This window comes from Rhizobacter terrae, from assembly GCF_003852895.1.
GTDB lineage: Bacteria > Pseudomonadota > Gammaproteobacteria > Burkholderiales > Burkholderiaceae_C > Albitalea > Albitalea terrae.
The window spans coordinates 326,784-351,806 of sequence record NZ_QUSW01000003.1; the positions used below are offsets into that span (position 1 = coordinate 326,784).

Here is a 25,023-nt window from a genome sequence, read left to right on the forward strand (position 1 = left end):
CGTGGGCCACGGGGGTGGGGCATCATGCGCGGCATGCCTGAACTCGTCCTGCGCAGCCTGAACGTCTCCCGCGCCATCGCGGTGCCCATCAACGGCCAGTCGGTGATGACCGGCATCTTCAAGAAGCCGGTGAGCGGCCCGCAAGCGGTGAAGCCGCTGGGCGTGGAAGGCGACGAGCAGGCCGACCCTTCGGTGCACGGCGGCTTGTCGAAGGCGGTGTATGCGTATCCGCTGGAGCACTACCCGTTCTGGAAGACGGTGCGTGCGCAGGCCAAGGCCGCCGGGTGGGACGATGAACTCGCGCCCGGCGCGATGGGGGAGAACCTCTCGCTCTCCGGACTGCTGGAAAGCGAGGTCTGCGTGGGCGACGTGCTGCGCTTTCCCGATTGCGAGCTGGCGGTGAGCGAGCCGCGCTTTCCGTGCTTCAAGTTCAACGCGGCCATGGGGTTCAACCAGGCGGCCAAGCTGATGGGGCAGAACGCGTGGTGCGGCTTCTACCTGGCGGTGCGCACGCCGGGGACGATCGAGGCCGGACAGCAGTTCGAGCTGGTGCCCGGGCCTCGGGAAGTCGGCATCCAGGAGCTGTTCCGCTCCAAGATGTCGAAGCTGAAGAACGGCTGAGCTTCAGCTCGCTCTGCGACGCCGCGCCAGGAAGGCCACGATGCCCAGCCCGCCCAGCATCAGCGCATAGGTCTCGGGCTCCGGAATCGTCGGGATCGGGTCGGTGCGCAAGTCGAAGCTCGAGCCGGCCACTTCGCCGTTGTCGCCCACTTCACCGATGTACATGTACAGGCCCGCGGTGGAGGTGAGCGCCGTCAGGTTGAAGCCGATGGAGCCGTTGTCGCCCAGGCTGATGAAGCCGTCGGGTGTGACGGTGCTGGAGAAGCCGTCGAAGGACCCGAGGCGCGCGACGCCGTTGTCCAGCGTGCTGCCGGTGGGGCCGGTGCCGAAGAGCTTCGGGTCGGCCGGGGCGCGCTGCGTGCCGGGGGTGAAGACCACGCCCGACACGAAGTCGAACAGGCTCAGGCCCGCGGCAGACGAGGCGCAGGCCGCGGTGGCGCAGTTGGTGGTCGACAGCTTGATGGCGTCGAGGTCGAAGCCGGTGAACTGCCCGGTCGCACCGCCAAAGCCGCCGCTGGTGTCGTTGATGAGGATGGCGGCAAAGTCGCCGAGGCCCGCGCTCGCGAGGTCGGCCTTGTAGACAGCCGTGCCTTCGCCGCCGGGCGCACCCACCAGGCCGGTGAGCTTGGTGAAGGACACCGGCACGGCGTGGGCCGCGGAGCCGGCCGCCATGGCCGCCGCGAGGGCTGCCAGGCGCAGGGAAGTGGACAGTTTCATGTGGACTCCTCCAAAGTGGATCTCCGCCGTGGGCGACTGCCTGCGGCGCAGACACGAACACTAACGAGGGGGTCCGGTGGTCACAAGGCGCGCACCTCCCAAGGGTTTGGGAGCGGGGCCTGTCCACCCACCTGAATGAGGGGCGGCTTTACCCTGCCCCTTCCGACACGTTCAGGCCAGCGCCGGATAGTCGATGTAGCCCTCGGCGCCGCCGCCGTACAGCGTGGCCGGCTGCAGCGCATTCAGCGGAGCGTCTTCCTTCAGGCGGCGCACCAGGTCCGGGTTGGCGATGAAGGGGCGGCCGAAGGCGACCACGTCGGCCTTGCCCTGCGCCACCACTTCCAGCGCCATCTGCCGGTTGTAGCCGTTGTTCACCACCCAGGCGCCCTGCGCATGGCCTGCCTTGAAGCGCTGGCGCATGTGCTCGAAGTCGAAGGGGGCGAAGTCGCGCGGGCCGCCGGTCTGGCCTTCCACGACGTGGATGAAGGCAATCTTCAAGGCCGCGAGGCGGTCCACCACGTGGTCGAACAAGGCCTTGGGGTTGCTGTCCTGCGCGGCGTCGTTGCTGGGGGTCACCGGGCTCAGGCGCACGCCGGTCCGGTCGGCGCCGATCTCGCCGGCCACGGCTTCCATCACCTCCAGCAGCAGGCGGGCGCGGTTCTCGATGGAGCCGCCATACGCATCGCTGCGGTCGTTGATGCTGTCGCGCAGGAACTGGTCGAGCAGGTAGCCGTTGGCGCCGTGCACTTCCACGCCGTCGAAGCCGGCGTTGATGGCGTTGCGCGCGGCGCGGCGGTAGTCGTCCACCAGGGCGGGCAACTCGTCGGTGCGCAGCGCACGGGGCTCGGACACCTGGGCGAAGCCACCCTGGATGAAGGTCTTGCCGTTGGCCGGCTTCGCAGTGGACGACACCGGCGCGCTGCCCTCGGGCAGCAGGGACACGTGCGAGATGCGGCCCACGTGCCAGAGCTGGATGACGATCTTGCCGCCCGCGGCATGCACCGCATCGGTCACCTTCTTCCACGCCGCCACCTGCTCGGCCGAGTAGATGCCCGGGGTGTCGAGGTAGCCCTGGCCCTGCGGGCTGATCTGGCTGGCCTCGGTGATGACCAGGCCGGCCGAGGCGCGCTGGGCGTAGTAGGTGACGGCCAGCTCGCTGGGCACGCGCCCGGCAGCCGCTCGGTTTCGCGTGAGCGGCGCCATGGCGATGTGGTTGGACAGCTCGATGGCGCCGACGCGGGTGGGTTCGAAGAGGTTGCTCATGGGGTGTTGCCAAGTGGGTCGCAATGGGCGCGATGCTAGGCAGGCGCCAAAAAGTCTGCAGGCACAAGCTCTTCGTGTTTCGTGTATGGGCGCGAGGCCACGGAACCCGATTACAGTCGCCCCCATGCTCGCCTATCGACATGCCTTCCACGCGGGCAACCACGCCGACGTCCTCAAGCACACCATGCTCGGCATGGTGCTGCGCTACATGAACCAGAAGGACAAGCCCTACCGGCTGGTGGACACCCATGCCGGCGCCGGCGGCTATTCGCTGGAAGGCCGCTACGCGCAGAAGAAGGGCGAGTTCGAGCAGGGCATCGGCCGCCTCTGGGAGCGCGACGACCTCCCCGAAGCCGTGGCCAACTACGTGGACGCGGTGCGCAGCTTCAACCCCGGCGGCGCCCTGGAGCAGTACCCCGGCTCGCCCGCCTTCGCGCAGATGCTGCTGCGCGAGCAGGACCAGGCCCGCTTCTACGAGCTGCATCCCACCGACTACCGCATCCTCGAGGCCTACCTGGGCAAGACCAAGCACATGCAGGTGATGAACGCCGACGGCTTCGAGGGCCTGAAGAGCCAGGTGCCGCCGTCCACCCGCCGCGCGCTGGTGCTGATGGACCCGAGCTACGAGGGCACGGCCGACTACGGGAAGGTCATCGCCTCGCTGCGCGACGCGCTCACGCGCTTTGCCGAGGGTGTCTACATGGTCTGGTACCCGCAGGTGCAGAAGGTCGAGGCAGCGCAACTGCCGCGGCGTTTGGAAGCGCTCGCTCCCAAGGGCTGGCTGCATGCGCGGCTGACGGTGCAGGAGCCCGATAGCCAAGGTTTTGGCCTCGCGGGCAGTGGCGTGTTCATACTGAACCCTCCGTACACTCTGCACGACGAACTTCTGACCGTGCTGCCTTACCTGGTCGATGTGCTCGGCCAGTACGACGAGGCCGAATACCTGCTCGAACAGCGGGCCTCCTGATCACAAGTTCTTACAGAAACTGCGACACGGCGCGTCAGTCGCCGCGCGGCACGTTTCTTGATCTTGTCTTCGCATATGTGGACCCGGCATCGCATCATCGCCCGCTCAGCACTGGCCCTCGGAGTAGCCGCCTTCGGCGCGCTCATGAGCGGCTGCGCCGCCACCTCGGTGGCCACCTTCGCCTACGAGCAGGCGAACAAGGGGGAATGCATCAGCGCCGGCTGCGCCGCCGCGGCGGTGCTCAGCTACGCGATGGACAAGGTGACGGAAGGCGACCCCACGCCCTGCCACAAGCTGAATTCGGTCGAGCGCGCGCTGACGGCTCGTTGCGGTGTGTATCAACCCGGTACTTTGTTGGCGAAAGATGTCACGACCTCGGGTTTACCCCGGTGCCCGCTGAGCATGGCCACGCGCGACCCCAAGTACTGGGCGATGCTGCCGGAGCTGCTGTCCAAGGGCGCGGCGCCCGAAGTCTGCGACCAGCCGCCGCTGGTGGCGCTGGCGCAGGCCAACCCCTGCCCCGATTTCGCGGCGGCGCCGGCTGAATCGCTGAAGTCGCTGCGCTGGATGGCCGAGAACGACACCCGCGCGGTGCACCACGACGTGGTGCGCATGCTGAGCTGCCCCTCGGCCCGCAACGTGGGCCTGAACACGGTGCTCGACACCTGGCTCGCGCAGGGCCAGCTGCCCTCGAAGGGCCTGACCTTCGGGCCGCTGTCGGCCCTGCATCCCGACTACGTCACCTCGGCCTTCTCGCGTTCGCTGGAGGCCCAGGGCCACACCGCCCGCACCGGCCTGGGCGTGTACAGCGGCCAGCTGCCCACGGGCTTCGACGTCGCCCTGCGCGAAGGCAACCGCCCCGCGCTGGACTGGTGGTTCGCCCGCGTTCCCAAGCTGATCAACCAGGTGCCCTCGCAGCAGGCCAACCAGCTGCCGTGGATCCCGCTGGTGCGGGTGCTGACGCCGACCTACCTGGCCCACCCCGAGCAGCAGGAGGCGATGGTGGCCTACCTGCTGTCGCGCGGCGCCGATCCGTGGAAGTCACTGCCGCATGACCCGGGCAAGACGGTCATCAGCTTCGCCGAGCAGGTGAAGAGCCCGTCGCTGGCGCTGCTGCAGGCGCCGGTGCAGCCTCAGGTGCAGATGGCGGTGAAGCCGCAGACGCCGGTTGCCGGCAAGGCGGCCACCGCGATGGGTGCCGCCGCCGTCGTCGCGACGCCCTGATTCCTCACTTCCCCGCCGACGGCGCCGCGTGCGCCTTCTTCAGGTTGTCCATCCAGTCGGTCCAGTCCATCGGGCCGGTCTCGTAGCGCTTCTTCAGGTTCGCCAGCACATAGCCCCAGGCGCGGTCGAAGTAGGCGTAGGTCTTGTCCCATTCGCCGCCATCGCCCCAGCCCACGTGGGTGAGCGTGACCTTGGTGCTCTTGCCGTCCACGTCCGCGAGCCGGACGATGACGAAGGTGCGCTGCTGCCGCGCCTCGGGCAGTGACGGCGGCGCATTCCAGTCGAAGCTGATCATCTTCATCGGCTGCAAGGCCATGTAGCGCATGTCGTCGGCGCCCTTCATGCCCGGCTCTGCCAAGGGGTCGATGTGGATGTGGAAGGCGCCGCCCACGCGTGCGTCGACTTCGGCCTGCGGTGCAAAGAAGGACTCGATGCCGGCCTTGGTGGTCCAGCTCTGCCAGACCTTCTCCACCGGCGCCGGGACGACCACCTCTTTCTCGATGGCGCGCTCGGCGGCTTGAGCCGCGAATGACAGGACAAGGCACAACGCGAGGGCGAGGTGTCGCATCGAAAGCTCCGGTTCTTGTGTTGGGCGGGACACTACCATCGCGGGCATGGACGCTCAAGCTCAAGCCGAAACATCGGCGACTTTCGGCCCGCTCGCCGGGCTCAGGGTGGTGGAACTGGGTCAGCTCATCGCCGGCCCCTTTGCTGCGAAGACATTGGCCGACTTCGGGGCCGACGTGGTCAAGATCGAGCCGCCCCAAGGTGGTGACCCGCTGCGCCAGTGGCGCTTGCTGCACGAGGGCACCAGCGTGTGGTGGCAGGTGCAGTCGCGCAACAAGAAGAGCGTGGCGCTGGACCTGCGGCAGGCCGAGGCGCGCGACATCGTGCGGCGCCTGATCGATGAAGCCGACGTGCTCATCGAGAACTTCAAGCCCGGCGTGATGGAAGGCTGGGGCATGTCGTACGACGCGCTGAGCGTGACCAACCCGAAGCTCGTCATGCTGCGCATCAGCGGCTATGGCCAGACGGGGCCGTACAAGGACCGGCCCGGATTCGGCGTCGTCGCAGAGGCGATGGGCGGCCTGCGGCATCTCACCGCGGAGCCGGGTCGCGTGCCGGTGCGCGTGGGCGTGAGCATCGGCGACACGCTGGCCTCGCTGCATGGCGTGATCGGCGTGCTGATGGCCTTGCAGCACCGCGCGACGACGGGCCGCGGGCAGGTCATCGACGTCGCCTTGTACGAGGCCGTCTTCAACTGCATGGAAAGCCTGCTGCCTGAATACAGCGCCTTCGGTGCGGTGCGCGAGCCCGCGGGCTCGGCGCTGCCGGGCATCGCGCCAAGCAATGCATATGCCTGCGACGATGGTTGGGTATTGGTCGCGGGCAACGGGGACTCGATCTTCAAGCGGCTGATGAATGCGATCGGCCGCGAAGACCTGGCGAACGATGCGGCGCTTGCGGGCAACGCGGGGCGCGTGAAGCGCGTGGAGGAGATCGATGCGGCCATCGGCGCCTTCACGTCGACGCGAAAGGTGGTGGAGGTGCTCTCGGTGCTCAACGCGGCGCAGGTGCCGGCCGGGCGCATCTACACGGCGCGCGACATCGCCGAGGATGAGCATTTCCGGGCACGCGGCATGATCGAGTCGGTGACGACGCCCGAAGGCCTGGCCGTGGACGTGCCGGGCATCGTGCCCAAGCTCAGCGACACGCCCGGCCGCATCGCGCGGCGTGCCCCCACGCTGGGTGAGGACACCGAATCGGTGCTGCGCGAGATCGGCGTCACGGCTGAACAACTGCTTGCACTGAGACAGCGCGGTATCTGTTGAAACGCCTCGCCCGCGACGCTCACCATGACGTGAACGTGGCCGTCTAATTTGCGCCTCGCCAATCACTCCGAGGAGAGCAGATGAATCTGACCGCGTCGTTGACCCGTCTTGCTGCAGGCATGGCCATGCTTGCAGCCGCCGCGAGTGCCAGTGCCGTGAGCGTCACGGTGCAGGGCAAGTCCGACCCGTGGCTTGCCGGCATGCCCTCAGGCAGCCCTGCATCCGTGAACGACCATGCGCCCGGGCAATCGCCCCTGCTGGTCACTGGTCTAGGCAGCTTTTCGGGCGGCTACGTGACCTTCACCCACGTGACGGGCGGCGTGTCGTACACGCCCAGCTGCTGCGGCAGCGTCGAAGGCGACGGGTTCATCAGCCACACCCCCGGCGCGGAGAACGGCTTGTCGAACGTCACGGCGCCCATCAACTCGCTGGTGGGCGTGTTCCTCGACGACACGCAACCCAGCCTGTCGGCCGCGCCCGGTGCGCTGGACTTCACCGGCAACCTCAACTTCTCGACGCTGAACCCGGCCTTGCGCCAGGTGTTCTTCATCGGCGACGGGCAGGCCGCCTCGCTCGCGCAGCAGTTCTTCGTGCCCACCGGCGCGACGCGCCTGTTCCTCGGCACGATGGACGGCTACGAGTGGAACAACAACTCGGGCTCGTTCACGCTGGACGTGAGCTACTTCAGTCCCAGCGCCGTGCCCGAACCCGAGACCTACGCCTTCATGCTGGCGGGCCTGGGCGCGATGGCCTTGTTTGCACGCCGCCGCCGGGGCTGACAAAAAAATCACTGTCCGCCCCTCTTGAAAAAGCCGGCTTCGTGCCGGCTTTTTCGTGCGCGCACGGCGGGTCTTGAAAGGTGTTTCGCGGCCCCTACTTTCGATGGGCCGGCGCCGAGCGCCGGCACCCGACAACCCCGCCATGCATCCCAAGAAAGGAGCGCACACATGGTCTCGTCTCTCCTGAGATTCCCCGGCGACGTGTTCGCCGATTTCGACGAGCTGCATCGCCAGCTCGATCGACTGCTGGGTGTTCGAAACACCAGCGCCAGCATCCGCGCCGTGCAGCGCGGCAGCTTCCCTGCCGTGAACATCGGCAGCACGCCCGAAGCGGTGGAGGTCTTCGCCTTCGCACCGGGCATCGACCAGGCGACGCTGGACGTCACCATCGACAAGGGCCTGCTCACCATCAAGGGCGAGCGCCGGAACGCTTCCACGGAAGCCAGCGGCAAGGTCACCGTCCATGCCCGCGAGCGCGGCGAAGGCAGGTTCACCCGCGTGGTGACGCTGCCCGAGGACGCTGATCCGGAGCGGGTGAACGCGACGTATCGCGACGGCATCCTGCGCATCACCGTGCAAAAGCGCGAGGCCTCGCGTCCGCGCCGCATCGAAGTGACCTGAAGACTGCAAGGAGTTCCGACATGAGCCAACAAGAACTTGCCCAACGCGAGGCCGAGGCCGCCTCCACCGCAGTGCGCCGCGAGCCTGCCGCCGAGCAGAACACCTCCGTGCTCGTCCCGCTGGTGGACGTGAGCGAAGACGACACCGGCATCACCGTGGTGGCCGACGTGCCCGGTGCTTCGCGCGAGACACTGTCGCTCGACGTGGACAGCGACACACTGACCATCGAGGCGCCCATCGCGCTGAACCCGCCGACCGAGCTGCAGGCGGTGTACGCCGAAGTGCGCTCGGGCCGCTACCGCCGCAGCTTCACGCTCAGCCGCGAGCTGGACAGCCAGCGCATCGAGGCGACGCTGAAGGACGGCGTGCTGACGCTGCGCGTGCCGAAGCTGGAGAAGGCAAGGCCTCGGCGGATTGAAGTGAAGACGGCTTGAGCCGGGAAGGCCCCGACACGCACATCAAGGCGCTTCGGGGTCCCTTTTCAAATCCTTGAACGCCGCGAAGAACCAGCTTCGCATCCCCACCACCAGCGTGTAGGGCCGCTTCTGCGCAACCTGCAGCTTCTGGTCCGCCAGGTGCTGCTGCGCGAAGTCCTGCCCCACGCGCTGCAGGCGCTCCACGAAGGTCGCCGCCTGGCTCGGGCTCACCTGCCCGTGCACCAGCATCAGCAGCTCGCCCTCACCGTCGAAGCCACCGTTGTAGTAGTCGTCCACCACGTGCTTGCGGAAGAACTGCATCACCGGGCCGTTGGGCCGCCAGCGAAAGCCCTTGGCCACCTTCAGCCGGTAGCGGTTCAAGGGCCGCAGCTCGATGATGCCCAGCCGATCCAGCGCCACGAGGTAGGCCACGCACTCCGGTTCGCTGAAGGTGTAGGTGGCAATCATCTGCTCGAAGGTCCACTGGCTCAGGCAGCAGATGGCCAGCAGCAGCAGCCGCTTGTCGGCCACCACGGCCCGCTCCTGCTCCAGGGTCAGCTCGGCGCGCAGCGGCTGCGCATCGGCCACCTTGCGTGCCAGTTCGGCGAAGTCCATCTTCAGCACGCGCAGCACGTCGTCGATGCGTGACAGCGGCATGTCCGCCTTGGAAAACACGCGCTTGATGCTGGACTCCGACATCTGCAGATGCCGGGCCAGGTCGGCGTAGGTCACGTTCGACGCCTTCAGCTCGGCCTTCAGCGCGTTGACCAGGTCCTGGGTGGTGCTCATCCCCTCGATCCCCCAAAAAGTATCGCGTGATGATACTTGCGATGGCGAGAAGCACAACCCTCCCCGGCGTGATTGATACCCACGCCGCCCCTCACGATGATCGCGGCCATGTCCAACAACCGCTCATCGACCATGAACTCCCCCGCGATCCGCAAAGACACGAAGGCCTGGAAGGCCCAGGTCTGGATCTCCTTCGTCGCCGCCGCCGGCCTGTGCGGCATCGGCCTGGCCTACCTGCCGGGCCGCGACGTGGACCGCGCGTTCATGGTGATGGGCTACGTGTTCTGCATGTGCACGGCCTTCGCCCTGTCGAAGTACGTGCGCGACAACGAAGGCCGCCGCATCGACACGCCGATGTGGGGCCTGGTGGTGTGGGGCGGCTTTGGCCTGGCCATGCTGCTCACCGCCTGGGGCCTGGGCGAGATGGCCATCAACCCGACCTACAAGGCCTTCATGGGCGTGAGCTGGCTGTTCCTCATCTCCAGCGTGTTCACCCTGGCCAAGACGCTGCGCGATGCGCATGAAGCGCTGATCGCCGACGCCCGCCGCGAAGGCATGGCGATGCGCAACGGCCGCGACGAGTAAGCGCCACTGCAGGAGACCCGACATGACACGCCTGATTCCGATGACCCTGCTGGCCGCGGCGCTGGCCCTCGGCAGTGCCCGGGCCAGCGCCCATCCGCCCAACGCCTCCGACGCGAGCGCCCTGTCGATGCTGCCCATCGCCGTCTCGGTCACGGCACCGGTCACGCTGCTGTCTGCCGGTGCCGTGCTCACGGTGGTGGCGGTGGAGGCCACGAGCACCGACACCGTGTGGGTGCTGGAGCGCGCCTCCGACGGCACGCGCATGAGCCTCACGCTGTCGGGCGCTGCGGCGGGCGGCCTGTCGGTGGCGGCCGGCGCGTCCGTCACGGTGACGGCCTTCAGCGCGGGCTGGGTGCTGTCGCAGGCGGGCCAGGCGATCGCCTACATCCCCAATGCCGTGGGCAAGGCGCTGCTCTACAACGAGCGCATCACACCATGAACGCACTGCGGCGCACCGCGGTCTCGATGGTGCTCGCAGCCACCGCCTTCACCGCCCAGGCGGGCCGGTCGTGCGAGCCGCAGCGTCCCGATGCCGGAAAGATCGTGCAGGCCATGACCCTGGCCGATCACGTGAAGACGATGCTGGATGCCAGCGGCGCCCAGGTGGTGGTGCTGGCGCGCATCGGGCAGGACCTGAGCAAGTACGGCCAGCGCTACTCGCACCTGGGCCTGGCCTACCGCGACGGCAACACCTGGCGCATCGCGCACAAGCTCAACGAATGCGGCACGGCGCATGCCGCGGTGTTCCGCCAGGGCCTGGGCGAGTTCTTCCTCGATGACCTCTTCGAGTTCCAGGCCGGCGTGGCCGTGCTCTCGCCGCCGGTGCAACAGAAGCTGCTGCCCGTGCTCAGGGACAACGCCCGCCTGGCGCAGCTCAACACGCCGAACTACAGCATGGTCGCCTACCCCTGGGCGCAGGTCTACCAGCAGTCCAACCAGTGGGCGCTGGAGACGCTCGCGATGTCGCAGGACCCGTACGCCACCACGCGCGAAGGCGCGCAGTCGTGGCTGCGGGCGCAGGGCTACCAGCCGACCACCTTGCACCTGTCGGCCTTCCAGCGCCTGGGTGCGCGCATGACCGCCGCCAACGTGTCCTTCGACGACCACCCCAACGGCAAGCGCTTCACCGACCGCATCGAGACCGTGACGGTGGATTCGGTCTTCACCTGGCTGCAGCGCAGCGCTCTCGCGCAGGCGCCGGTCGCCGTGCGCTGAGGAGCACGACATGCATCGCCGACACGTCCTCGGATGCTGCGCCGCCCTCGGCGCGGGCCTGTTCACCAGCCTGGCCCCGCAGGCCCAGGCCTTCACCCTGCGCGACGGCCTGAGCAACCCGTGCCTGGGCACATTGCCGCCGGACCTGGCCCGGCACGACATCGTGCTGCAGGCCTTCGAGGGCATCGCCATCGACCAGCTGTGGGACGCGCATGCCCACCTGCTGGGCACGGGCGACTCCGGCTCGGGCTGCACCGTCAACGCCCGCATGCACGAGTGGTGGCACCCGGGCGACGTGATCCGGCGCAAGGCCATCCTCAACGCGGCCTGCGTGGGCAGCGACGCGGCCACCGTGGATGGCGCCTACCTTCAGCGCCTGAAGACCCTGGCCGAGGCCTTCCCCCAGGGCGCAAAGTGGCTGCTGTTCGCCTTCGACCACGCCCACGACGACACCGGCCAGCGGCGCCCCGACTGGACCACCTTCCACGTGCCCAACGCCTATGCGATGAAGGTCGCTGCCGACCACCGCGAGCGCTTCGAGTGGGTGGCCTCGGTGCATCCGTACCGCGACGACGCGCTGCAGCGGCTGGACGAGGCCATCGAACAAGGCGCGGTCGCCATCAAGTGGCTGCCCAGCGCGATGAACATCGACCTGCGGCACCCGCGCTGCCGGCCCTTCTACGACCGCCTCGCGCAAAGCCGCCTGCCGCTGATCGTGCATTGCGGCGAGGAGAAGGCCGTGCCCGGAGCGGGCCGCGACGAGCTCGGCAACCCGCTGCTGGCCCGCCGCCCGCTGGAAGCCGGCGTGCGGGTGGTGATGGCGCATGCCGCGTCGCTCGGGCATGCGCTGGACATCGACCGTCCCTCGCAGCCGCGCGTCGCCGCTTTCGAACTCTGGTCCCGGCTGATGGACGAGCCCGAGTGGCGAGGCCGCCTCGTCGCCGACATCTCCGCCGTGTTCCAGGCCAACCGCCGCGCCGAAGTGCACCGCGCCGTCGTCCAGCGCGAGGAATGGCACCCGCGCCTGCTGCACGGCTCCGACTACCCGCTGCCCGGCGTGATGCCCTTGTTCGCGCCCGGCCAGCTCGTGTCCGAGGGACTGCTGGACGAGGGCGACGTCGAGCCGCTGCGGCGCATCCGCACGCACAACCCGCTGCTGTTCGACTTCGTCCTCAAGCGCCGCCTGCACCTGGGCGATGTGCGCCTGCCACCCTCCGTCTTCGCGACCCGCCGGTTCTTCCAGCGCGACACTCGCGAGGCTTGAGGGAAAGCGTCACCCCGGTTGTCGCGGCTTGCCGCTACAGTCGCCGACCAACAGGACCGTTTGCAGGAGCCACGCCTTGTCGTCCGCCCACGATCATCCGAACCAGTTCGCCTTGCTCGGCCAGCGCCGTTTCGCACCCTTCTTCTGGACGCAGTTCCTCGGGGCCGGCAACGACAACCTCTTCAAGTTCGCCTTCACCGTGATGGTGACGTTCAAGCTGTCGGTGTCGTGGCTGCCGCCGGAAACGGCGGGCGCCATCATCGCGGGCGTCTTCATCCTGCCGTTCCTGCTGTTCTCGGCCACCAGCGGACAGCTCACCGACAAGTACGACAAGACCCGCGTGATCCAGTGGGTGAAGTCCCTGGAGGTGGCCATCATGCTGCTGGCGGCCTGGGGCTTCTGGACCACCAACGTGCCCGTGCTGCTGGCCTGCGTGTTCTTCATGGGGCTGCACTCCACGCTGTTCGGCCCGGTGAAGTTCGCCTACCTGCCGCAGCACCTGAACGAGCGCGAACTCACCGGCGGCAACGGCATGGTGGAGATGGGCACCTTCGTCGCCATCTTGCTGGGCCAGGTGGCCGGCGGGCTGTTGATCGCGATTCCCGAGGCCGGGCGCCACTACGTCGCCATCGGCTGCGTGACCGTCGCCGTGCTGGGACGGCTCACCGCGCAGTTCGTGCCGCCCTCGCCCTCGACCGATCCGGGCCTGAAGATCAACTGGAACCCGGTGACCGAGACGCTGAGCAACCTCAAGCTCGCGCACGGCAACATCGTGGTGTACCGCTCGCTGCTGGGCATCTCGTGGATGTGGTTCTTCGGCGCGGTGTTCCTGTCGGAGTTCCCGGCCTTCGCCAAGCAGGTGCTGCACGGCGACGAGCACGTCGCATCGCTGCTGCTGGTGGTGTTCTCGGTGGGCATCGGCATCGGCTCGCTGATGTGCGAGATGCTGTCCAAGCGGCATGTGGAAATCGGCCTGGTGCCGCTGGGCGCCATCGGCATGACCATCTTCGCGGTGGACCTGTACTTCGCCTCGCGCAGCCTGCCGCCGGCGGCCAGCCTGGGCGTGGCCGAGTTCGTGCGGCAACCGGCGCACTGGCGGGTGATGGCCGACCTCGGGCTGCTGTCGCTCTTCGCGGGCATCTACAGCGTGCCGATGTACGCGCTGATCCAGCTGCGCTCAGTGCCCAGCCACCGGGCGCGCATCATCGCGGCGAACAACATCCTCAACGCGCTGTTCATGATCGTGAGTTCGCTGCTGGTGGGCCTGCTGCTGAGCCTGCACTTCACGATTCCGCAGGTGTTCCTCGCCACGGGCCTGGCCAATGCGGTGGTGGCGACCTACATCTTCCTCTTGATGCCGGAGTACCTGCTGCGCTTCATCGCGTTCATCGCGACGCGGCTGATCTACCGGTTCAAGGTGATCAACGACGAGCACATCCCGACGCAGGGCGCGGCCATCCTCGTGTGCAACCACGTGAGCTTCGTCGATGCGGTGCTGCTGATGGCGGCCAGCCCGCGGCCGATCCGCTTCATCATGGACCACCGCATCTTCAAGATCCCGGTGCTGGGCACGCTGTTCAAGCTGGCCAAGGCGATTCCCATCGCGCCGCAAAAGGAAGACCCGGCGGCCTACGACCGGGCCTTCGCCGAGGCGCGCAAGGTGCTGGAAGAAGGCGACCTGCTGTGCATCTTCCCCGAAGGCGGCATCACCCGCGACGGACGCCTGCAGGAGTTCAAGGGCGGCGTGATGAAGATCCTGCAGACGCACCCGGTGCCGGTGGTGCCCATGGCCCTGCGCAACCTGTGGGGCTCGTTCTTCTCGCGCATCGACGGCGCGGCGATGACCAAGCCCTTCCGTCGCGGCATCTTCAGCAGCGTCGGCCTGGCGGTGGGCGAACCCCTGGCCGCGGCGGACGTGAGCCCGCAGCGCCTGCGTGAGCGGGTGCAGGACCTGCTGGGCAGCGAGGACGGGACGGTGCAGCAAGTTCCCGCGTGACAATGCCGGCCCAAGGAGAAAGCAAGATGGGCTTCACGCTGAGCCGGGGGGCGATCGCACGCATCGCGCCGTTCGTGCTGTTCATGGTGCTGCTGTTCGCGCGGGGCAATGTGCCGCAGGCCATGCTGCCCTTCGACGTGCGCTGGATCTACGGCATCGCCGTGCTGGCGGTGGGCGGCCTGGTGCTCTGGTTCTGGCGCGAATACGGCGAGCTCGACCGGCAGAACCTGCCCTCGCTGCAGGAGACCAGCATTGCCGTGCTGGTGGGCGTGGCGGTGTTCGTGCTGTGGATCAACCTGGACGCCAAGCCGCTGCGCATCGGCGAAGCCACCGCCACCTTCACGCCGCTGGATGCCAACGGGCAGATCATCTGGCCGCTGGCTGTGGTGCGCTGGATCGGCGCGTCGCTGCTGGTACCGGTGATGGAAGAGCTCTTCTGGCGCAGCTTCCTCATGCGCTGGATCGACAAGCCGCAGTTCGAGACGGTGGTGCCGCAGCAGGTGACGATGAAGGCCATCGTGCTGTCGACCTTCGTGTTCATGCTGGCCCACACGCTGTGGCTGGCGGCGATCATCGCCGGCCTGGCCTACGCGTGGCTGTTCGTGCGCACCGGCAAGCTGTGGGTGCCGGTGATCGCGCATGCAGTGACCAACGGGGTGCTCGGGGTCTGGGTGCTGTTGACGGGGAACTGGGCGTTCTGGTGATCCGCAGGGTCAGCCAACGCCGCGCGACCGATCTTCCCTGAACCGCTTCACGAACCCCGCGAAGTCCCCCGCATCCAGCGACTCCCTCACCTCTTTCATCAGGTTGAGGTAGTAGTGCAGGTTGTGCACGCTGGTGAGCATGGGGCCGAGCATCTCGCCGCAGCGGTCGAGGTGGTGCAGGTAGGCGCGAGAGAACCCGCGGCAGGTCACGCAGGTGCAGGTCTCGTCCACCGGGCGCTCGTCCGTCTTGTAGCGGGCATTGCGCAGGCGCAGGTCGCCGAAGCGGGTGAAGAGGTGGCCGTTGCGGGCGTTGCGGGTGGGCATGACGCAATCGAACATGTCCACGCCGCAGGAGACGCCCTCCACCAGGTCTTCGGGCGTGCCCACGCCCATGAGGTAGCGCGGCTTGTTCGCCGGCAGCCGGTGCGGCGTGTGGGCCATGATGCGCTGCATCTCTTCCTTGGGCTCGCCCACGCTCACGCCGCCCACCGCATAGCCGGGCAGGTCCAGCTCGACGAGTGAATTCAGCGACTCCTCGCGCAGGTGCTCGAACATGCCGCCCTGCACGATGCCGAACAGTGCATTCGGGTTCTGAAGCTTGTTGAATTCGTCCAGGCAGCGCCGCGCCCAGCGCAGGCTCAGCTCCATCGACACCCGCGCCTCGCGCTCGGTGGTCTTGTGGCCCTTGGTCTCGTAGGGCGTGCATTCGTCGAACTGCATGACGATGTCGCTGTTCAGCACATGCTGGATCTGCATGCTCGTCTCTGGCGTGAGGAAGAGCTTGTCGCCGTTCACGGGCGACGCGAACTTCACGCCCTCTTCGCTGATCTTGCGCATCTCGCCCAGGCTCCACACCTGGAAGCCGCCGCTGTCGGTGAGGATGGGCTTGTCCCAGCCCTCGAAGCGGTGCAGCCCGCCGAACTGGCGCAGGATGTCCATGCCCGGGCGCAGCCACAGGTGGAAGGTGTTGCCCAGGATGATCTGCGCGCCCATGTCGTGCAGCGACTGCGGCATCACGCCCTTGACGGTGCCGTAGGTGCCCACCGGCATGAAGATGGGCGTCTCCACGACGCCGTGGTTGAGGGTCATGCGGCCGCGCCGCGCCAGGCCCTCGGTCTTGATGAGTTCGAACTTCAGCATGGTGGTCAGGCGGTGGCCTCGGTGATGTCGGCGGGGGCGGCGCGCTCCAGCAGCATGGCGTCGCCATAGCTGAAGAAGCGGTACTGGTGCGCGATGGCGTGCTGGTACAGCGCGCGGATGTGCTCGTAGCCGGCGAAGGCGCTGACCAGCATCATCAGCGTGCTCTTGGGCAGGTGGAAATTGGTGATGAGCACGTCGACCACGCGGAAGGCGAAGCCGGGCGTGATGAAGATGTCGGTGTCTCGCGAGCCGGCCTCGAGCGAGCCACCCCGTGCGGCGGATTCGAGGGCGCGCAAGGTGGTGGTGCCCACGGCGACCACGCGGCCGCCATCGCGCCGCGTGCGCTCGATGGACTGCACCGTCGCCTCGCTCACCTCGAACCATTCGCTGTGCATCTTGTGCTCGGCCAGCGATTCGCTGCGCACCGGCTGGAAGGTGCCGGCGCCCACGTGCAGGGTCACGTGCGCACGACTGATGCCGCGGGCCTCCAGCGCCGCCAGCACGCCTTCGTCGAAGTGCAGCGCGGCCGTCGGCGCGGCCACGGCGCCGGGCTGGCGCGCGAACACGGTCTGGTAGCGACGCTCATCTTCCGCATCGTCGGAATGCGTGATGTAGGGCGGCAGCGGCACGTGGCCGAAGCGGTCCAGCAGCGCCAGCGGCTCGCCGGGGAATCGCAGGTGGAAGAGGGAGTCCTCCGGTCCGGCGCGACCCAGCACCTGGGCCTCGAAGCGCTCGCCGTCTGGTGCATCGAAGAAGACGCTCGCGCCGGGCTTGGGCGATTTGCTCGACCGCAGGTGCGCCCACACCTCGTGGTTGGGCAGCACACGCTCGACCAGCGCCTCCACCGCGCCGCCGGTGGACTTGGCGCCCAGGAGCCGCGCCTTGATGACCTTGGTGTCGTTGAACACCAGCAGGTCGCCCGGCCGCAGCAGGCCGGGCAGCTCGCGGAAGATGCGGTCCACAGGCGGATCGATGCGGCCGTCGAGCAGGCGCGATGCGCTGCGTTCGGCCGCGGGATGCTGTGCAATGAGTTCGGGAGGCAGAGCGAAATCGAAGTCGCTCAGGGTGTGGATGCGGGACATGCCGTTGAGGGCCTGACGGGGCCCGTGCCAAGGAGGGCAGAATTGTCCCATGTCCCTGCCCGCCGCCGAGCCCGAGAACCCCAAGCGCGAGAAGTCCGCACCGCAACGGGCGATGGAGAAGCTCGGCCTGGTGCGCGACATCGACCTCGCGCTGCACCTGCCCTACCGCTACGAGGACGAGACGCGCATCGTCTCCATCGCCTCGCTGCGCGACGGCGACAACGCGCAGGTCGAAGGCACGGTGCGCGACGCGCAGGTGCAGTTCCGGCCGCGCCGGCAACTGGTGGTGCGCATGGACGACGTGAGCGGCGGCCTGCTGGTGCTGCGCTTCATCAACTTCTACCCGTCGCACCAGAAGACGCTGGCCGCGGGCCATCGGGTGCGTGTGCGCGGCGAGGTGAGAGGCGGCTTCTTCGGGCTGGAGATGGTGCACCCGACCTTCAAGGCGGTCGAGGAGGACACGCCGCTGGCCACTGCGCTCACGCCGGTCTACCCGACCTCCGCCGCGCTGCCGCAGGCCTACCTGCGCAAGGCGGTGGCCTCGGGCGTGCAGCGCGCCGACCTGGCGGATTTCATCCCCGCCGAGCTGGTGCCCAAGGGCATGACCAGCCTGCGCGAGTCGCTGCGCTTCCTGCACCACCCCACGCCCGACGTGAGCCTGGCGGAGCTGGAGGACAAGAGCCACCCCGCTTGGCAGCGCCTGAAGTTCGAGGAGCTGCTGGCGCAGCAGCTGTCGCAGCTGCAGTCGCGCCGCGAGCGCGACCTGCAGCGTGCCCCTGCGTTCGAGATCAAGGCCGGCGGCCTGCAGGAGAAGCTGCTGGCCGCCCTGCCCTTCGCGCTCACGCCGGCCCAGCGCCGCGTGGTCGAGGAGATCGCCGGGGACCTGCAGAAGGACGTGCCCATGCACCGCCTGCTGCAAGGCGACGTGGGCTCGGGCAAGACCGTGGTCGCGGCGCTGAGCGCGGCCATCGCCATCGAGGCGGGCTGGCAGTGCGCGCTGATGGCACCCACCGAAATCCTCGCCGAGCAGCACTTCCGCAAGCTCATCGGCTGGCTCACGCCGCTGGGCGTGGGCCTGGCCTGGCTCACCGGCAGCCGCAAGGGCAAGGCGCGCAAGGAGATGCTGGCCAAGGTGGCCTCGGGCGAGGCGAAGCTGATCGTCGGCACGCATGCGGTCATCCAGGACGAGGTGGCGTTCGCCAGGCTCGGCCTGGCCGTCATCGACGAGCAGCACCGATTCGGCGTGCAGCAGCGGCTCACGCTGCGCCACAAGCTGGCGGCGCAGTCGCTGGAGCCGCACATGCTGATGATGAGCGCCACGCCCATCCCGCGCACGCTGGCGATGACGCTCTTCGCCGACCTGGACATCAGCACCATCGACGAGCTGCCGCCCGGGCGCACGCCCATCGTCACCAAGGTGTTCGGCGACAGCAAGCGCGATGCGGTAATCGAGCGCATCCGCGACGAGGTGGAGCAGGGCCGGCAGGTGTACTGGGTGTGCCCGCTGATCGAGGAGTCCGAGAAGCTGGACCTGCAGAACGCCACGGCCACGCACCAGCAGCTGTGCGAGGCGCTGCCCGGCCGCGTGGTGGGCCTGCTGCACGGACGCATGCCGGCGGCGGAGAAGGCGGCGGTGATGTCGCTGTTCAGCAGCGGCGAGATGGCGGTGCTGGTGAGCACCACGGTGATCGAGGTGGGCGTGGACGTGCCCAATGCGAGCCTGATGGTCATCGAGCATGCCGAGCGCTTCGGGCTGAGCCAGCTGCACCAGTTGCGCGGCCGCGTGGGCCGCGGCTCAGTGGCGAGCGTGTGCGTGCTGCTGTACACCGGGCCGCTGTCGGACACGGGCAAGTCGCGGCTCAAGGCGATGGCCGAGACCACCGACGGCTTCGAGATCGCGCGGCGCGACCTGGACATCCGCGGACCGGGGGAGTTTCTTGGGGCGCGGCAATCGGGCGCACCGCTGCTGCGGTTTGCCGACCTGGCGACGGATGAGCACCTCGTCAAGACCGCGCGGATCGCCGCCGAGCGCCTGCTGGACCGGTTTCCGCAGGCGGCGGAGAAGCACATCCAGCGATGGCTGGGTGGGCGGTCGGAGTATCTGAAAGCGTGAGACCAGACTCGTTCCCCGATCACATGCCTTCGTCCGCCTGCGGCGGCCTTCGTCGCAAGGCGCTTGTGCATGACAACGTGGCGCCAGACCATGCGCCTCACCTTTGCACATGGAGCTTGCGATGAACCTCAAAGTCCTCGTGGCCGCCCCCGTCGTGGCCTTCCTGGTCATGGCCAACGCGGCCGAGATGAAGCGCCCCGAAGGCTGGTCCTGGACGGCCCAGTCATCGTCGGAGGCGCACAACGTGTACGACATGGGCCTGGACGAACAAGTGCTGTACCAGGGCCAGCGCAGCCTCACCCTGCGCGGAACGAACCAGACGGACATCTCATACAGCGCCGCCATGCAGTACGTGTCGTCCAAGGGCTACCAAGGCAAGAAGGTGCGCTTCAGCGGCATGCTGCGCACCAGCGGCATCGACAACTGGGCGGGCATCTGGGTGCGTTCGGACAGCGTGGGCCACGACGTCTTCAGCGGCGACATCCCTCCGCCAGGAATGGGCAGCACACAGGCGCTGTCGCAGTGGACGCCGGTCAGTGTGGTGGTGCTGGTGGGTCCGCAGGACAGCCAGATCGCGATGGGGCTGGGACTCGTCGGCAACGGACAGGCCTGGCTGAGCGATCTCAAGTTCGAGATGGTGGACGACACCGTCCCCGTGACCACGACCCGGCCCGCCATCGACCTGGCCAAGTACAAGAAGTGGGTGTCGCAACGCCAGGCCCGGGCCTTCGAGGGGCCGGACCGCGCCTTGCCTCACAACCTGGAGCTGAAGACCGAGTGAGTGCATGACTTCGATGACTCCCCGGCCGGACTTTGAGCCTTTGCGCGACTATGCCGATGGCCGCCGCATGCTGGGGTGGGCGCTGGTGGCCTTCGTCGCGGCGGCAGCCACCTTCGTGTGGACGGGCTGGACCGGTTGGCTGTCGCTGACCGTTCGCCTGTGGCTGGCCTATTCAGCCGGCCACGTGGCGCTGTGGCTGCACCATCGGCGAGGACGCGCACTATCGTGGCCCTGGGTCATCGGCGGCGTGCTGGGCACCACGCTTGCCGCCAGTCTGGCAGGCTTGCCACTGGCGCCGGACTTCGTCGCCGATCGGCTGCGTTCGCCATCGTGGCTGCTGCAACGGATCGCACTGCCCCTGGGCTTCGGCCTGGCCATGCATCTGCCCGCCCTGGTGCTGCGCGCCCGCGAATGGCAGCAGCACCGGCAGCGCATCGCGGCAGCCGAGTCCGAGGCCGCACGCTCGGCCCTGCAGCGCCAAGTGACGCTGGCCGAGCTGCGCACCCTGCAGGCGCAGGTGGAACCACACTTCCTCTACAACACGCTGGCATCCGTGCAGAGCCTGGTGCGCCGTGACCCGGCCCGGGCCGACGAGATGCTGGACCACCTGCATGAACACCTGCGCCAGTCGCTGCCGGCCATGCGCTCGGAGCAGTCGACGCTCGGGCGCGAGGCGCAGTTGGCCCGCTCGTACCTCTCGATCATGCGCATCCGCATGGATGACCGCCTGGCGTTCCGCATCGACGTGCCCGACGACCTGGCCCACGAATCCTTCCCGCCGATGATGCTGTCCACGCTGGTCGAGAACGCAATCAAGCACGGCATCGAGCCCAGCACACGCGGCGGCACGGTGGTGGTCTCGGCCGAGCGCGTGCCTCAGGGCCTGGCCGTGAGCGTGGTCGACGACGGCGTGGGCCTGGGCGCCAGCACGGCCACCAGCGGCAGCGGACTCGGGCTGTCGAACGTGCGCGAGCGCCTGCGGGCGCTGTTCGGCGAGCAGGCTTCATTGCGCGTCGAGTCCCGCGACACGGGTGGCGTGCAGGCCTGCATCACCGTTCCCGCGGCACACTGAACCCATGGCCGCCACGCCCCCACCCACCGCCGTCCTGATCGAAGACGAGCCCTTGCCCCGTGCAGAACTCAGGCAGATGCTCGCCACGCTGTGGCCCGAGCTGCACATCGTGGCCGAGGCGGTCGACGGCGCCAGCGGCTTGCGCGCGCTCACCGAGCTGCGGCCGCAGGTGGCGTTCATCGACATCCGGCTGCCCGCCATGAGCGGACTGGACCTGGCCGCGCATGTCAGCGGCCGCTGCCACGTGGTGTTCGTCACCGCCTTCGACGATGCCGCCGTGCGGGCCTTCGACGAAGGCGCGGTGGACTACGTGCTCAAGCCCATCGCCATGCCGCGGCTGGCCAAGGCCGTGGAGCGGCTGAAGCAGCGCCTGCTCGGCGCGCCGGCGGACCTCTCGCCCTGGCTGTCGCGCGCGGCCGCTGCCACGGACGCGCAGGCGCCGCTGCGCTGGCTGCAGACCGGGCACGGGCAGCAGCTGCGTCTGGTCACGGTCACCGACGTGCTGTACTTCCAGTCCGACGCCAAGTACACCCGGGTCGTCACCCGCGAGGGCGAGTCGCACATCCGCATGTCGCTGAAGGAACTGCTCGCGCGGCTGGACCCGGAGCAGTTCTGGCAGATCCACCGGGGATGCATCGTCAACATCGCCCACGTCGCCAGTGTCTCGCGCGACCTCATGGGCCGCATGGACGTGGTGCTGAGGTCGCACCCGCAGCGGCTGGCAGTGAGCCAGGCGTTCCAGGGGCGGTTCAAGGCGATGTGACGGCAGGCGCCGCCTACATTCGGCAACACCCGGGCGGTCGGCGGCCTGGCCTGCGCATGCGTTGAGGCCCGCGGCGGCAAACGTCAAGCGGATCAATTCGCTGTTCGCCGCGGGGGCATCGTGCGATCCTCGTGCGCGGCACCCCCTAGCTTGCAGTGCGAGGCCCATCGCAGCCCACACTAGCATCCCGACCCATTGCGACCAACCGGAGGGACCATGAACCTGATCCAGCGCGTGCAAGACATCCTGCTCAAACCCAAGGAAACCTGGCCGGTGATCGCCCAGGAGACGGATGACATTGCCGCGATCTACAAGAAGTACCTGGTCTTCCTCGCGGCCATTCCGCCGGTGGCGGCCTTCCTGGGCATCTACGTGCTGGGCTTCGGCATGTTCGGCTCGCGCATGGGCGGCTTCATGATGAGCGGGCTCATGCACATGATCGCCCACTACGTGGTGTCGCTGGTGCTGGTCTTCGGCGTCGCCTTCGTCGCCAACGAGCTGGCCCCCAGCTTCGGCGGCACCAAGGACCTGCTCTCGGCCTTCAAGCTGGTGGCCTACAGCATGACCGCTGGCTACGTGGGCGGCGTCTTCAGCATCATCATGGCGCTGAGCGTGCTGTCGCTGCTGGCCAGCATCTACGGCATCTACCTGCTGTTCCTGGGCGCGCCGGTGCTCATGAAGATCCCCGAGGACAAGGCCCCCGGCTACACCGCGGTGCTGGTCGTCATCGTCATCGTGGCTTCGCTGGTGCTGGGCGCCCTGACCTACGGCTCCATGGGCATGGGCATGCGCATGTGATGCCGCGCCGGCGGCGTCAGGTGCCGAAGTGCATCTGGTACTTGGCGCCGTCGGAGAACTGGCACACGCCGGTGCCCATGGTCGGGCCGGTGACCACGTACTCGCACTGCACGTTCACGCCCTTGCTGCCGTAGGCATTGGCGATGCCGCGGCGGCCGTTGAAGCTGCGCTGGGAGTAGCCCAGCACCTCGTTGTGGATGCGTCCGAAGGCGGCGTAGCCTGAATCCACGCGCGTGGCCTCGCCCTGCATCGAGTCGCCCAGGTAGGCGATGGTGAAGGTGCCTCGGCCGGTGTTGTTGTCGATCACCGAGGCGGTGAGCATGCCGCCCTTGTTGGCCTGCTGGTTGAGCGGATACAGCCGCGCGCTCAGCACGGTCACCGCCGGCGGCAGGCCAGCCACGGGTGCCGGCGGGGTCACCACCGTGACGGACTGGCCGTAGGCATCGTGTCCGTGGGGCGGATAGGGCCGGCCGGTGGCCGGATCGACCGGCAGCACCACGCAGGCGCCCAGCGAGGCAGCGGTGGCGAGCGTGGTGAGAGCGAGGGCGGTTCGTCGACTCATGGTGTGGCTTTCATGGCGCGGCAACGTCGCCGCGGCGGGAGAATCCATCCGAACGACCGGCCGGCCAAGCACCTCCAAAGGCAGTACCAGGCCGCGATACCGCCCGGGGCGTGCAGCGCGCCGTGCTCGCTGACATACTGGCGGGCCTCCTGAGTCCTTCGTGGCCATGACCCTCACCGAACTCCGCTACATCGTCGCCGTCGCCCGCGAACGCCATTTCGGCCGTGCCGCCGAGGCCTGCTTCGTCTCGCAGCCCACGCTCAGCGTGGCCATCAAGAAGCTCGAGGAAGAGCTGGACGTGAAGCTCTTCGAGCGCGGCGCCAACGAGGTGAGCGTGACGCCGCTGGGCGAGGAGATCGTGCGGCAGGCGCAATCGGTGATCGAGCAGGCCGCGGCCATCAAGGAGATCGCCAAGCGCGGCAAGGACCCGGTGTCCGGCCCGCTGCGGCTGGGGGTCATCTACACCATCGGCCCCTACCTGCTGCCCGACCTGGTCAAGCAGGCCATCGACCGCGTGCCGCAGATGCCCCTGGTGCTGCAGGAGAACTTCACCGTCAAGCTGCTGGACATGCTGCGCACCGGCGAGCTGGACGCGGCCATCATGGCCGAGCCCTTTCCCGACACCGGCCTGGCGGTGGCGCCGCTGTACGACGAGCCGTTCATGGTGGCGGTGCCCACGACGCACCCGCTGGCCAAGCGCAAGCGCATCAGCGCCGAGGAGCTCAAGAAGGAGACCATGCTGCTGCTGGGCACGGGCCACTGCTTCCGCGACCACGTGCTGGAGGTCTGCCCTGAATACGCCCGCTTCTCCAGCGACGCCGAAGGCATCCGCAAGAGCTTCGAGGGCTCCTCGCTGGAGACCATCAAGTACATGGTGGCCTCGGGCATGGGCGTGACGGTGGTGCCGCAGCTGTCGGTGCCCAAGGACGCCCAGCCGCACGTCACCTACATCCCCTTCTCGCCGCCGGTGCCCACCCGTCGCGTGGTGCTGGCCTGGCGCCGCACCTTCACCCGCTACGAGGCGATTGCCGCGCTGCGCAATGCCATCTACGCCTGCGAACTGCCCGGCTTGAAGCGGCTGACCGCATGAGCGCCCACCGGCCCAGCCAAGGCTATGGCCCCGATGGGGTCAAGCGATTGGCACGCCCGTACGGCAACCGATAGACTGAATTCATCGACCTGCTCGGAGCGCATTGCATGGCCAAGTCCGCCACCAAGAAGACCAAGCCGTCCACAGCGGCCGGCGTCGGGATCCACATCGGCATCAGCGACAAGGGCCGCGGGGCCATCGCGGCCGGACTGTCGCGGCTGCTGGCCGACACCTACACGCTCTACCTCACCACGCACAACTTCCACTGGAACGTCACCGGGCCGATGTTCAACACGCTTCATGCGATGTTCATGGCCCAGTACACCGAGCTGTGGAATGCGGTGGACCCGATCGCCGAGCGCATCCGCTCGCTGGGCCACACCGCCCCGGGCTCGTACGCACAGTTCGGCCAGCTGGCTTCCATCAAGGACGCGCCCGCGACGCCGCCCAAGGCGCTGGAGATGGTGCGCATCCTCGTCGAAGGCCACGAGGCGGTGGCCCGCACGGCGCGCAGCATCTTCCCCCAGGCCGATGCGGCCAGCGACGAACCCACCGCCGACCTGCTGACCCAGCGGCTGGCCATCCACGAGCAGACGGCCTGGATGCTTCGCTCGCTGCTCGAGGAATGA

Annotated in this window: 27 protein-coding genes; 20 read left to right on the forward strand and 7 right to left on the reverse strand. The window is 68.2% G+C overall.

Annotation, left to right across the window (positions count from 1 at the left end; all coding sequences use genetic code 11):
- Nucleotides 1-33 precede the first annotated feature (33 nt).
- Nucleotides 34-621 (forward strand): MOSC domain-containing protein, encoded by a 588-nt coding sequence (locus DZC73_RS13040; RefSeq protein WP_124540728.1) that lies wholly within the window; start codon nt 34-36, stop codon nt 619-621.
- Nucleotides 622-624: 3 nt separating this feature from the next.
- On the opposite strand, the gene DZC73_RS30260 is transcribed toward DZC73_RS13040, so the two are convergent.
- The gene (locus tag DZC73_RS30260; RefSeq protein WP_124540729.1) at nt 625-1,338 is read right to left on the reverse strand and encodes a PEP-CTERM sorting domain-containing protein; all 714 of its coding nucleotides are present in this window, start codon (nt 1,336-1,338) and stop codon (nt 625-627) included.
- A gap of 171 nt (nt 1,339-1,509) precedes the next feature.
- Entirely contained in the window at nt 1,510-2,601 is a 1,092-nt protein-coding gene (locus DZC73_RS13050) for an alkene reductase (RefSeq protein ID WP_124540730.1), read from the reverse strand.
- A gap of 124 nt (nt 2,602-2,725) precedes the next feature.
- Here DZC73_RS13050 and DZC73_RS13055 point away from each other — a divergent pair, with 124 nt between their 5' ends.
- A complete protein-coding gene (locus DZC73_RS13055) occupies nt 2,726-3,568 on the forward strand; it encodes a 23S rRNA (adenine(2030)-N(6))-methyltransferase RlmJ (RefSeq protein WP_124540731.1) in 843 nt (280 codons plus the stop codon).
- 144 nt (nt 3,569-3,712) lie between these two features.
- A complete protein-coding gene (locus DZC73_RS29685) occupies nt 3,713-4,792 on the forward strand; it encodes a hypothetical protein (protein WP_161974564.1) in 1,080 nt (359 codons plus the stop codon).
- A 4-nt stretch (nt 4,793-4,796) separates the two neighbouring features.
- On the opposite strand, the gene DZC73_RS13065 is transcribed toward DZC73_RS29685, so the two are convergent.
- Nucleotides 4,797-5,360 carry an SRPBCC family protein gene (locus DZC73_RS13065; RefSeq protein WP_161974565.1) on the reverse strand — a complete coding sequence of 188 codons (564 nt, stop codon included), beginning with the start codon at nt 5,358-5,360 and terminating at the stop codon, nt 4,797-4,799.
- A 46-nt stretch (nt 5,361-5,406) separates the two neighbouring features.
- On the opposite strand from DZC73_RS13065, the gene DZC73_RS13070 reads away from it, so the two are divergent.
- The 4 genes from DZC73_RS13070 (at nt 5,407) to DZC73_RS13085 (ending at nt 8,458) form a co-directional block, all read left to right on the forward strand.
- Nucleotides 5,407-6,624 carry a CaiB/BaiF CoA transferase family protein gene (locus DZC73_RS13070; RefSeq protein ID WP_124540733.1) on the forward strand — a complete coding sequence of 406 codons (1,218 nt, stop codon included), beginning with the start codon at nt 5,407-5,409 and terminating at the stop codon, nt 6,622-6,624.
- Nucleotides 6,625-6,704: 80 nt separating this feature from the next.
- Complete coding sequence (locus DZC73_RS13075) at nt 6,705-7,403, forward strand: PEP-CTERM sorting domain-containing protein (protein ID WP_235835111.1); 699 nt, start codon at nt 6,705-6,707, stop codon at nt 7,401-7,403.
- Nucleotides 7,404-7,571: 168 nt separating this feature from the next.
- Nucleotides 7,572-8,024: an Hsp20/alpha crystallin family protein gene (locus DZC73_RS13080; RefSeq protein ID WP_124540734.1), complete on the forward strand. Its 453-nt coding sequence runs from the start codon at nt 7,572-7,574 to the stop codon at nt 8,022-8,024.
- 20 nt (nt 8,025-8,044) lie between these two features.
- A complete protein-coding gene (locus tag DZC73_RS13085; RefSeq protein ID WP_124540736.1) occupies nt 8,045-8,458 on the forward strand; it encodes an Hsp20/alpha crystallin family protein in 414 nt (137 codons plus the stop codon).
- Between the two features lie 24 nt (nt 8,459-8,482).
- Here DZC73_RS13085 and DZC73_RS13090 read toward each other — a convergent pair whose 3' ends face one another.
- The gene (locus tag DZC73_RS13090) at nt 8,483-9,229 is read right to left on the reverse strand and encodes a helix-turn-helix domain-containing protein (RefSeq protein ID WP_124540737.1); all 747 of its coding nucleotides are present in this window, start codon (nt 9,227-9,229) and stop codon (nt 8,483-8,485) included.
- A gap of 108 nt (nt 9,230-9,337) precedes the next feature.
- Between DZC73_RS13090 and DZC73_RS13095 the strand changes: the two genes are divergently transcribed.
- The 6 genes from DZC73_RS13095 to DZC73_RS13120 all read left to right on the forward strand — a co-directional run bounded on the left by DZC73_RS13095 (nt 9,338) and on the right by DZC73_RS13120 (nt 14,993).
- A complete protein-coding gene (locus DZC73_RS13095) occupies nt 9,338-9,814 on the forward strand; it encodes a YiaA/YiaB family inner membrane protein (RefSeq protein ID WP_198414848.1) in 477 nt (158 codons plus the stop codon).
- 22 nt (nt 9,815-9,836) lie between these two features.
- Nucleotides 9,837-10,253 (forward strand): hypothetical protein, encoded by a 417-nt coding sequence (locus tag DZC73_RS13100; protein ID WP_124540739.1) that lies wholly within the window; start codon nt 9,837-9,839, stop codon nt 10,251-10,253.
- Nucleotides 10,250-11,029, forward strand: coding sequence for a DUF2145 domain-containing protein (locus tag DZC73_RS13105; protein WP_235835112.1), 780 nt, complete (start codon nt 10,250-10,252; stop codon nt 11,027-11,029). The genes DZC73_RS13100 and DZC73_RS13105 overlap by 4 nt, the downstream gene beginning before the upstream one ends.
- A 10-nt stretch (nt 11,030-11,039) precedes the next feature.
- Nucleotides 11,040-12,293: an amidohydrolase family protein gene (locus DZC73_RS13110; protein WP_124540740.1), complete on the forward strand. Its 1,254-nt coding sequence runs from the start codon at nt 11,040-11,042 to the stop codon at nt 12,291-12,293.
- Nucleotides 12,294-12,369: 76 nt separating this feature from the next.
- Complete coding sequence (locus tag DZC73_RS13115; RefSeq protein ID WP_235835113.1) at nt 12,370-14,289, forward strand: MFS transporter; 1,920 nt, start codon at nt 12,370-12,372, stop codon at nt 14,287-14,289.
- Between the two features lie 26 nt (nt 14,290-14,315).
- Entirely contained in the window at nt 14,316-14,993 is a 678-nt protein-coding gene (locus tag DZC73_RS13120) for a CAAX prenyl protease-related protein (RefSeq protein ID WP_124540743.1), read from the forward strand.
- Between the two features lie 9 nt (nt 14,994-15,002).
- Here the strand turns inward: DZC73_RS13120 and tgt are convergent, their stop codons facing one another.
- Entirely contained in the window at nt 15,003-16,133 is a 1,131-nt protein-coding gene (gene tgt / locus DZC73_RS13125; protein ID WP_124540744.1) for a tRNA guanosine(34) transglycosylase Tgt, read from the reverse strand.
- A 5-nt stretch (nt 16,134-16,138) separates the two neighbouring features.
- Nucleotides 16,139-17,215 carry a tRNA preQ1(34) S-adenosylmethionine ribosyltransferase-isomerase QueA gene (gene queA, locus DZC73_RS13130; protein ID WP_124540746.1) on the reverse strand — a complete coding sequence of 359 codons (1,077 nt, stop codon included), beginning with the start codon at nt 17,213-17,215 and terminating at the stop codon, nt 16,139-16,141.
- 49 nt (nt 17,216-17,264) lie between these two features.
- On the opposite strand from queA, the gene recG reads away from it, so the two are divergent.
- The 5 genes from recG to DZC73_RS13155 all read left to right on the forward strand — a co-directional run bounded on the left by recG (nt 17,265) and on the right by DZC73_RS13155 (nt 22,742).
- Nucleotides 17,265-19,328, forward strand: coding sequence for an ATP-dependent DNA helicase RecG (gene recG / locus DZC73_RS13135; protein ID WP_124540747.1), 2,064 nt, complete (start codon nt 17,265-17,267; stop codon nt 19,326-19,328).
- Nucleotides 19,329-19,449: 121 nt separating this feature from the next.
- Nucleotides 19,450-20,109, forward strand: coding sequence for a hypothetical protein (locus DZC73_RS13140; RefSeq protein WP_124540748.1), 660 nt, complete (start codon nt 19,450-19,452; stop codon nt 20,107-20,109).
- 4 nt (nt 20,110-20,113) lie between these two features.
- Nucleotides 20,114-21,181: a sensor histidine kinase gene (locus DZC73_RS13145; RefSeq protein WP_124540750.1), complete on the forward strand. Its 1,068-nt coding sequence runs from the start codon at nt 20,114-20,116 to the stop codon at nt 21,179-21,181.
- Between the two features lie 4 nt (nt 21,182-21,185).
- Entirely contained in the window at nt 21,186-21,944 is a 759-nt protein-coding gene (locus DZC73_RS13150; RefSeq protein WP_124540752.1) for a LytR/AlgR family response regulator transcription factor, read from the forward strand.
- A gap of 216 nt (nt 21,945-22,160) precedes the next feature.
- Nucleotides 22,161-22,742: a Yip1 family protein gene (locus DZC73_RS13155; RefSeq protein ID WP_124540753.1), complete on the forward strand. Its 582-nt coding sequence runs from the start codon at nt 22,161-22,163 to the stop codon at nt 22,740-22,742.
- Between the two features lie 16 nt (nt 22,743-22,758).
- Here the strand turns inward: DZC73_RS13155 and DZC73_RS13160 are convergent, their stop codons facing one another.
- On the reverse strand, nt 22,759-23,304 hold the full coding sequence (locus tag DZC73_RS13160) for a hypothetical protein (RefSeq protein ID WP_124540755.1): 546 nt from the start codon (nt 23,302-23,304) through the stop codon (nt 22,759-22,761).
- 166 nt (nt 23,305-23,470) lie between these two features.
- Between DZC73_RS13160 and DZC73_RS13165 the strand changes: the two genes are divergently transcribed.
- Together DZC73_RS13165 and DZC73_RS13170 are read left to right on the forward strand one after the other, a co-directional pair.
- A complete protein-coding gene (locus DZC73_RS13165) occupies nt 23,471-24,394 on the forward strand; it encodes a hydrogen peroxide-inducible genes activator (RefSeq protein WP_124541138.1) in 924 nt (307 codons plus the stop codon).
- Nucleotides 24,395-24,501: 107 nt separating this feature from the next.
- The gene (locus tag DZC73_RS13170; RefSeq protein ID WP_124540756.1) at nt 24,502-25,023 is read left to right on the forward strand and encodes a Dps family protein; all 522 of its coding nucleotides are present in this window, start codon (nt 24,502-24,504) and stop codon (nt 25,021-25,023) included.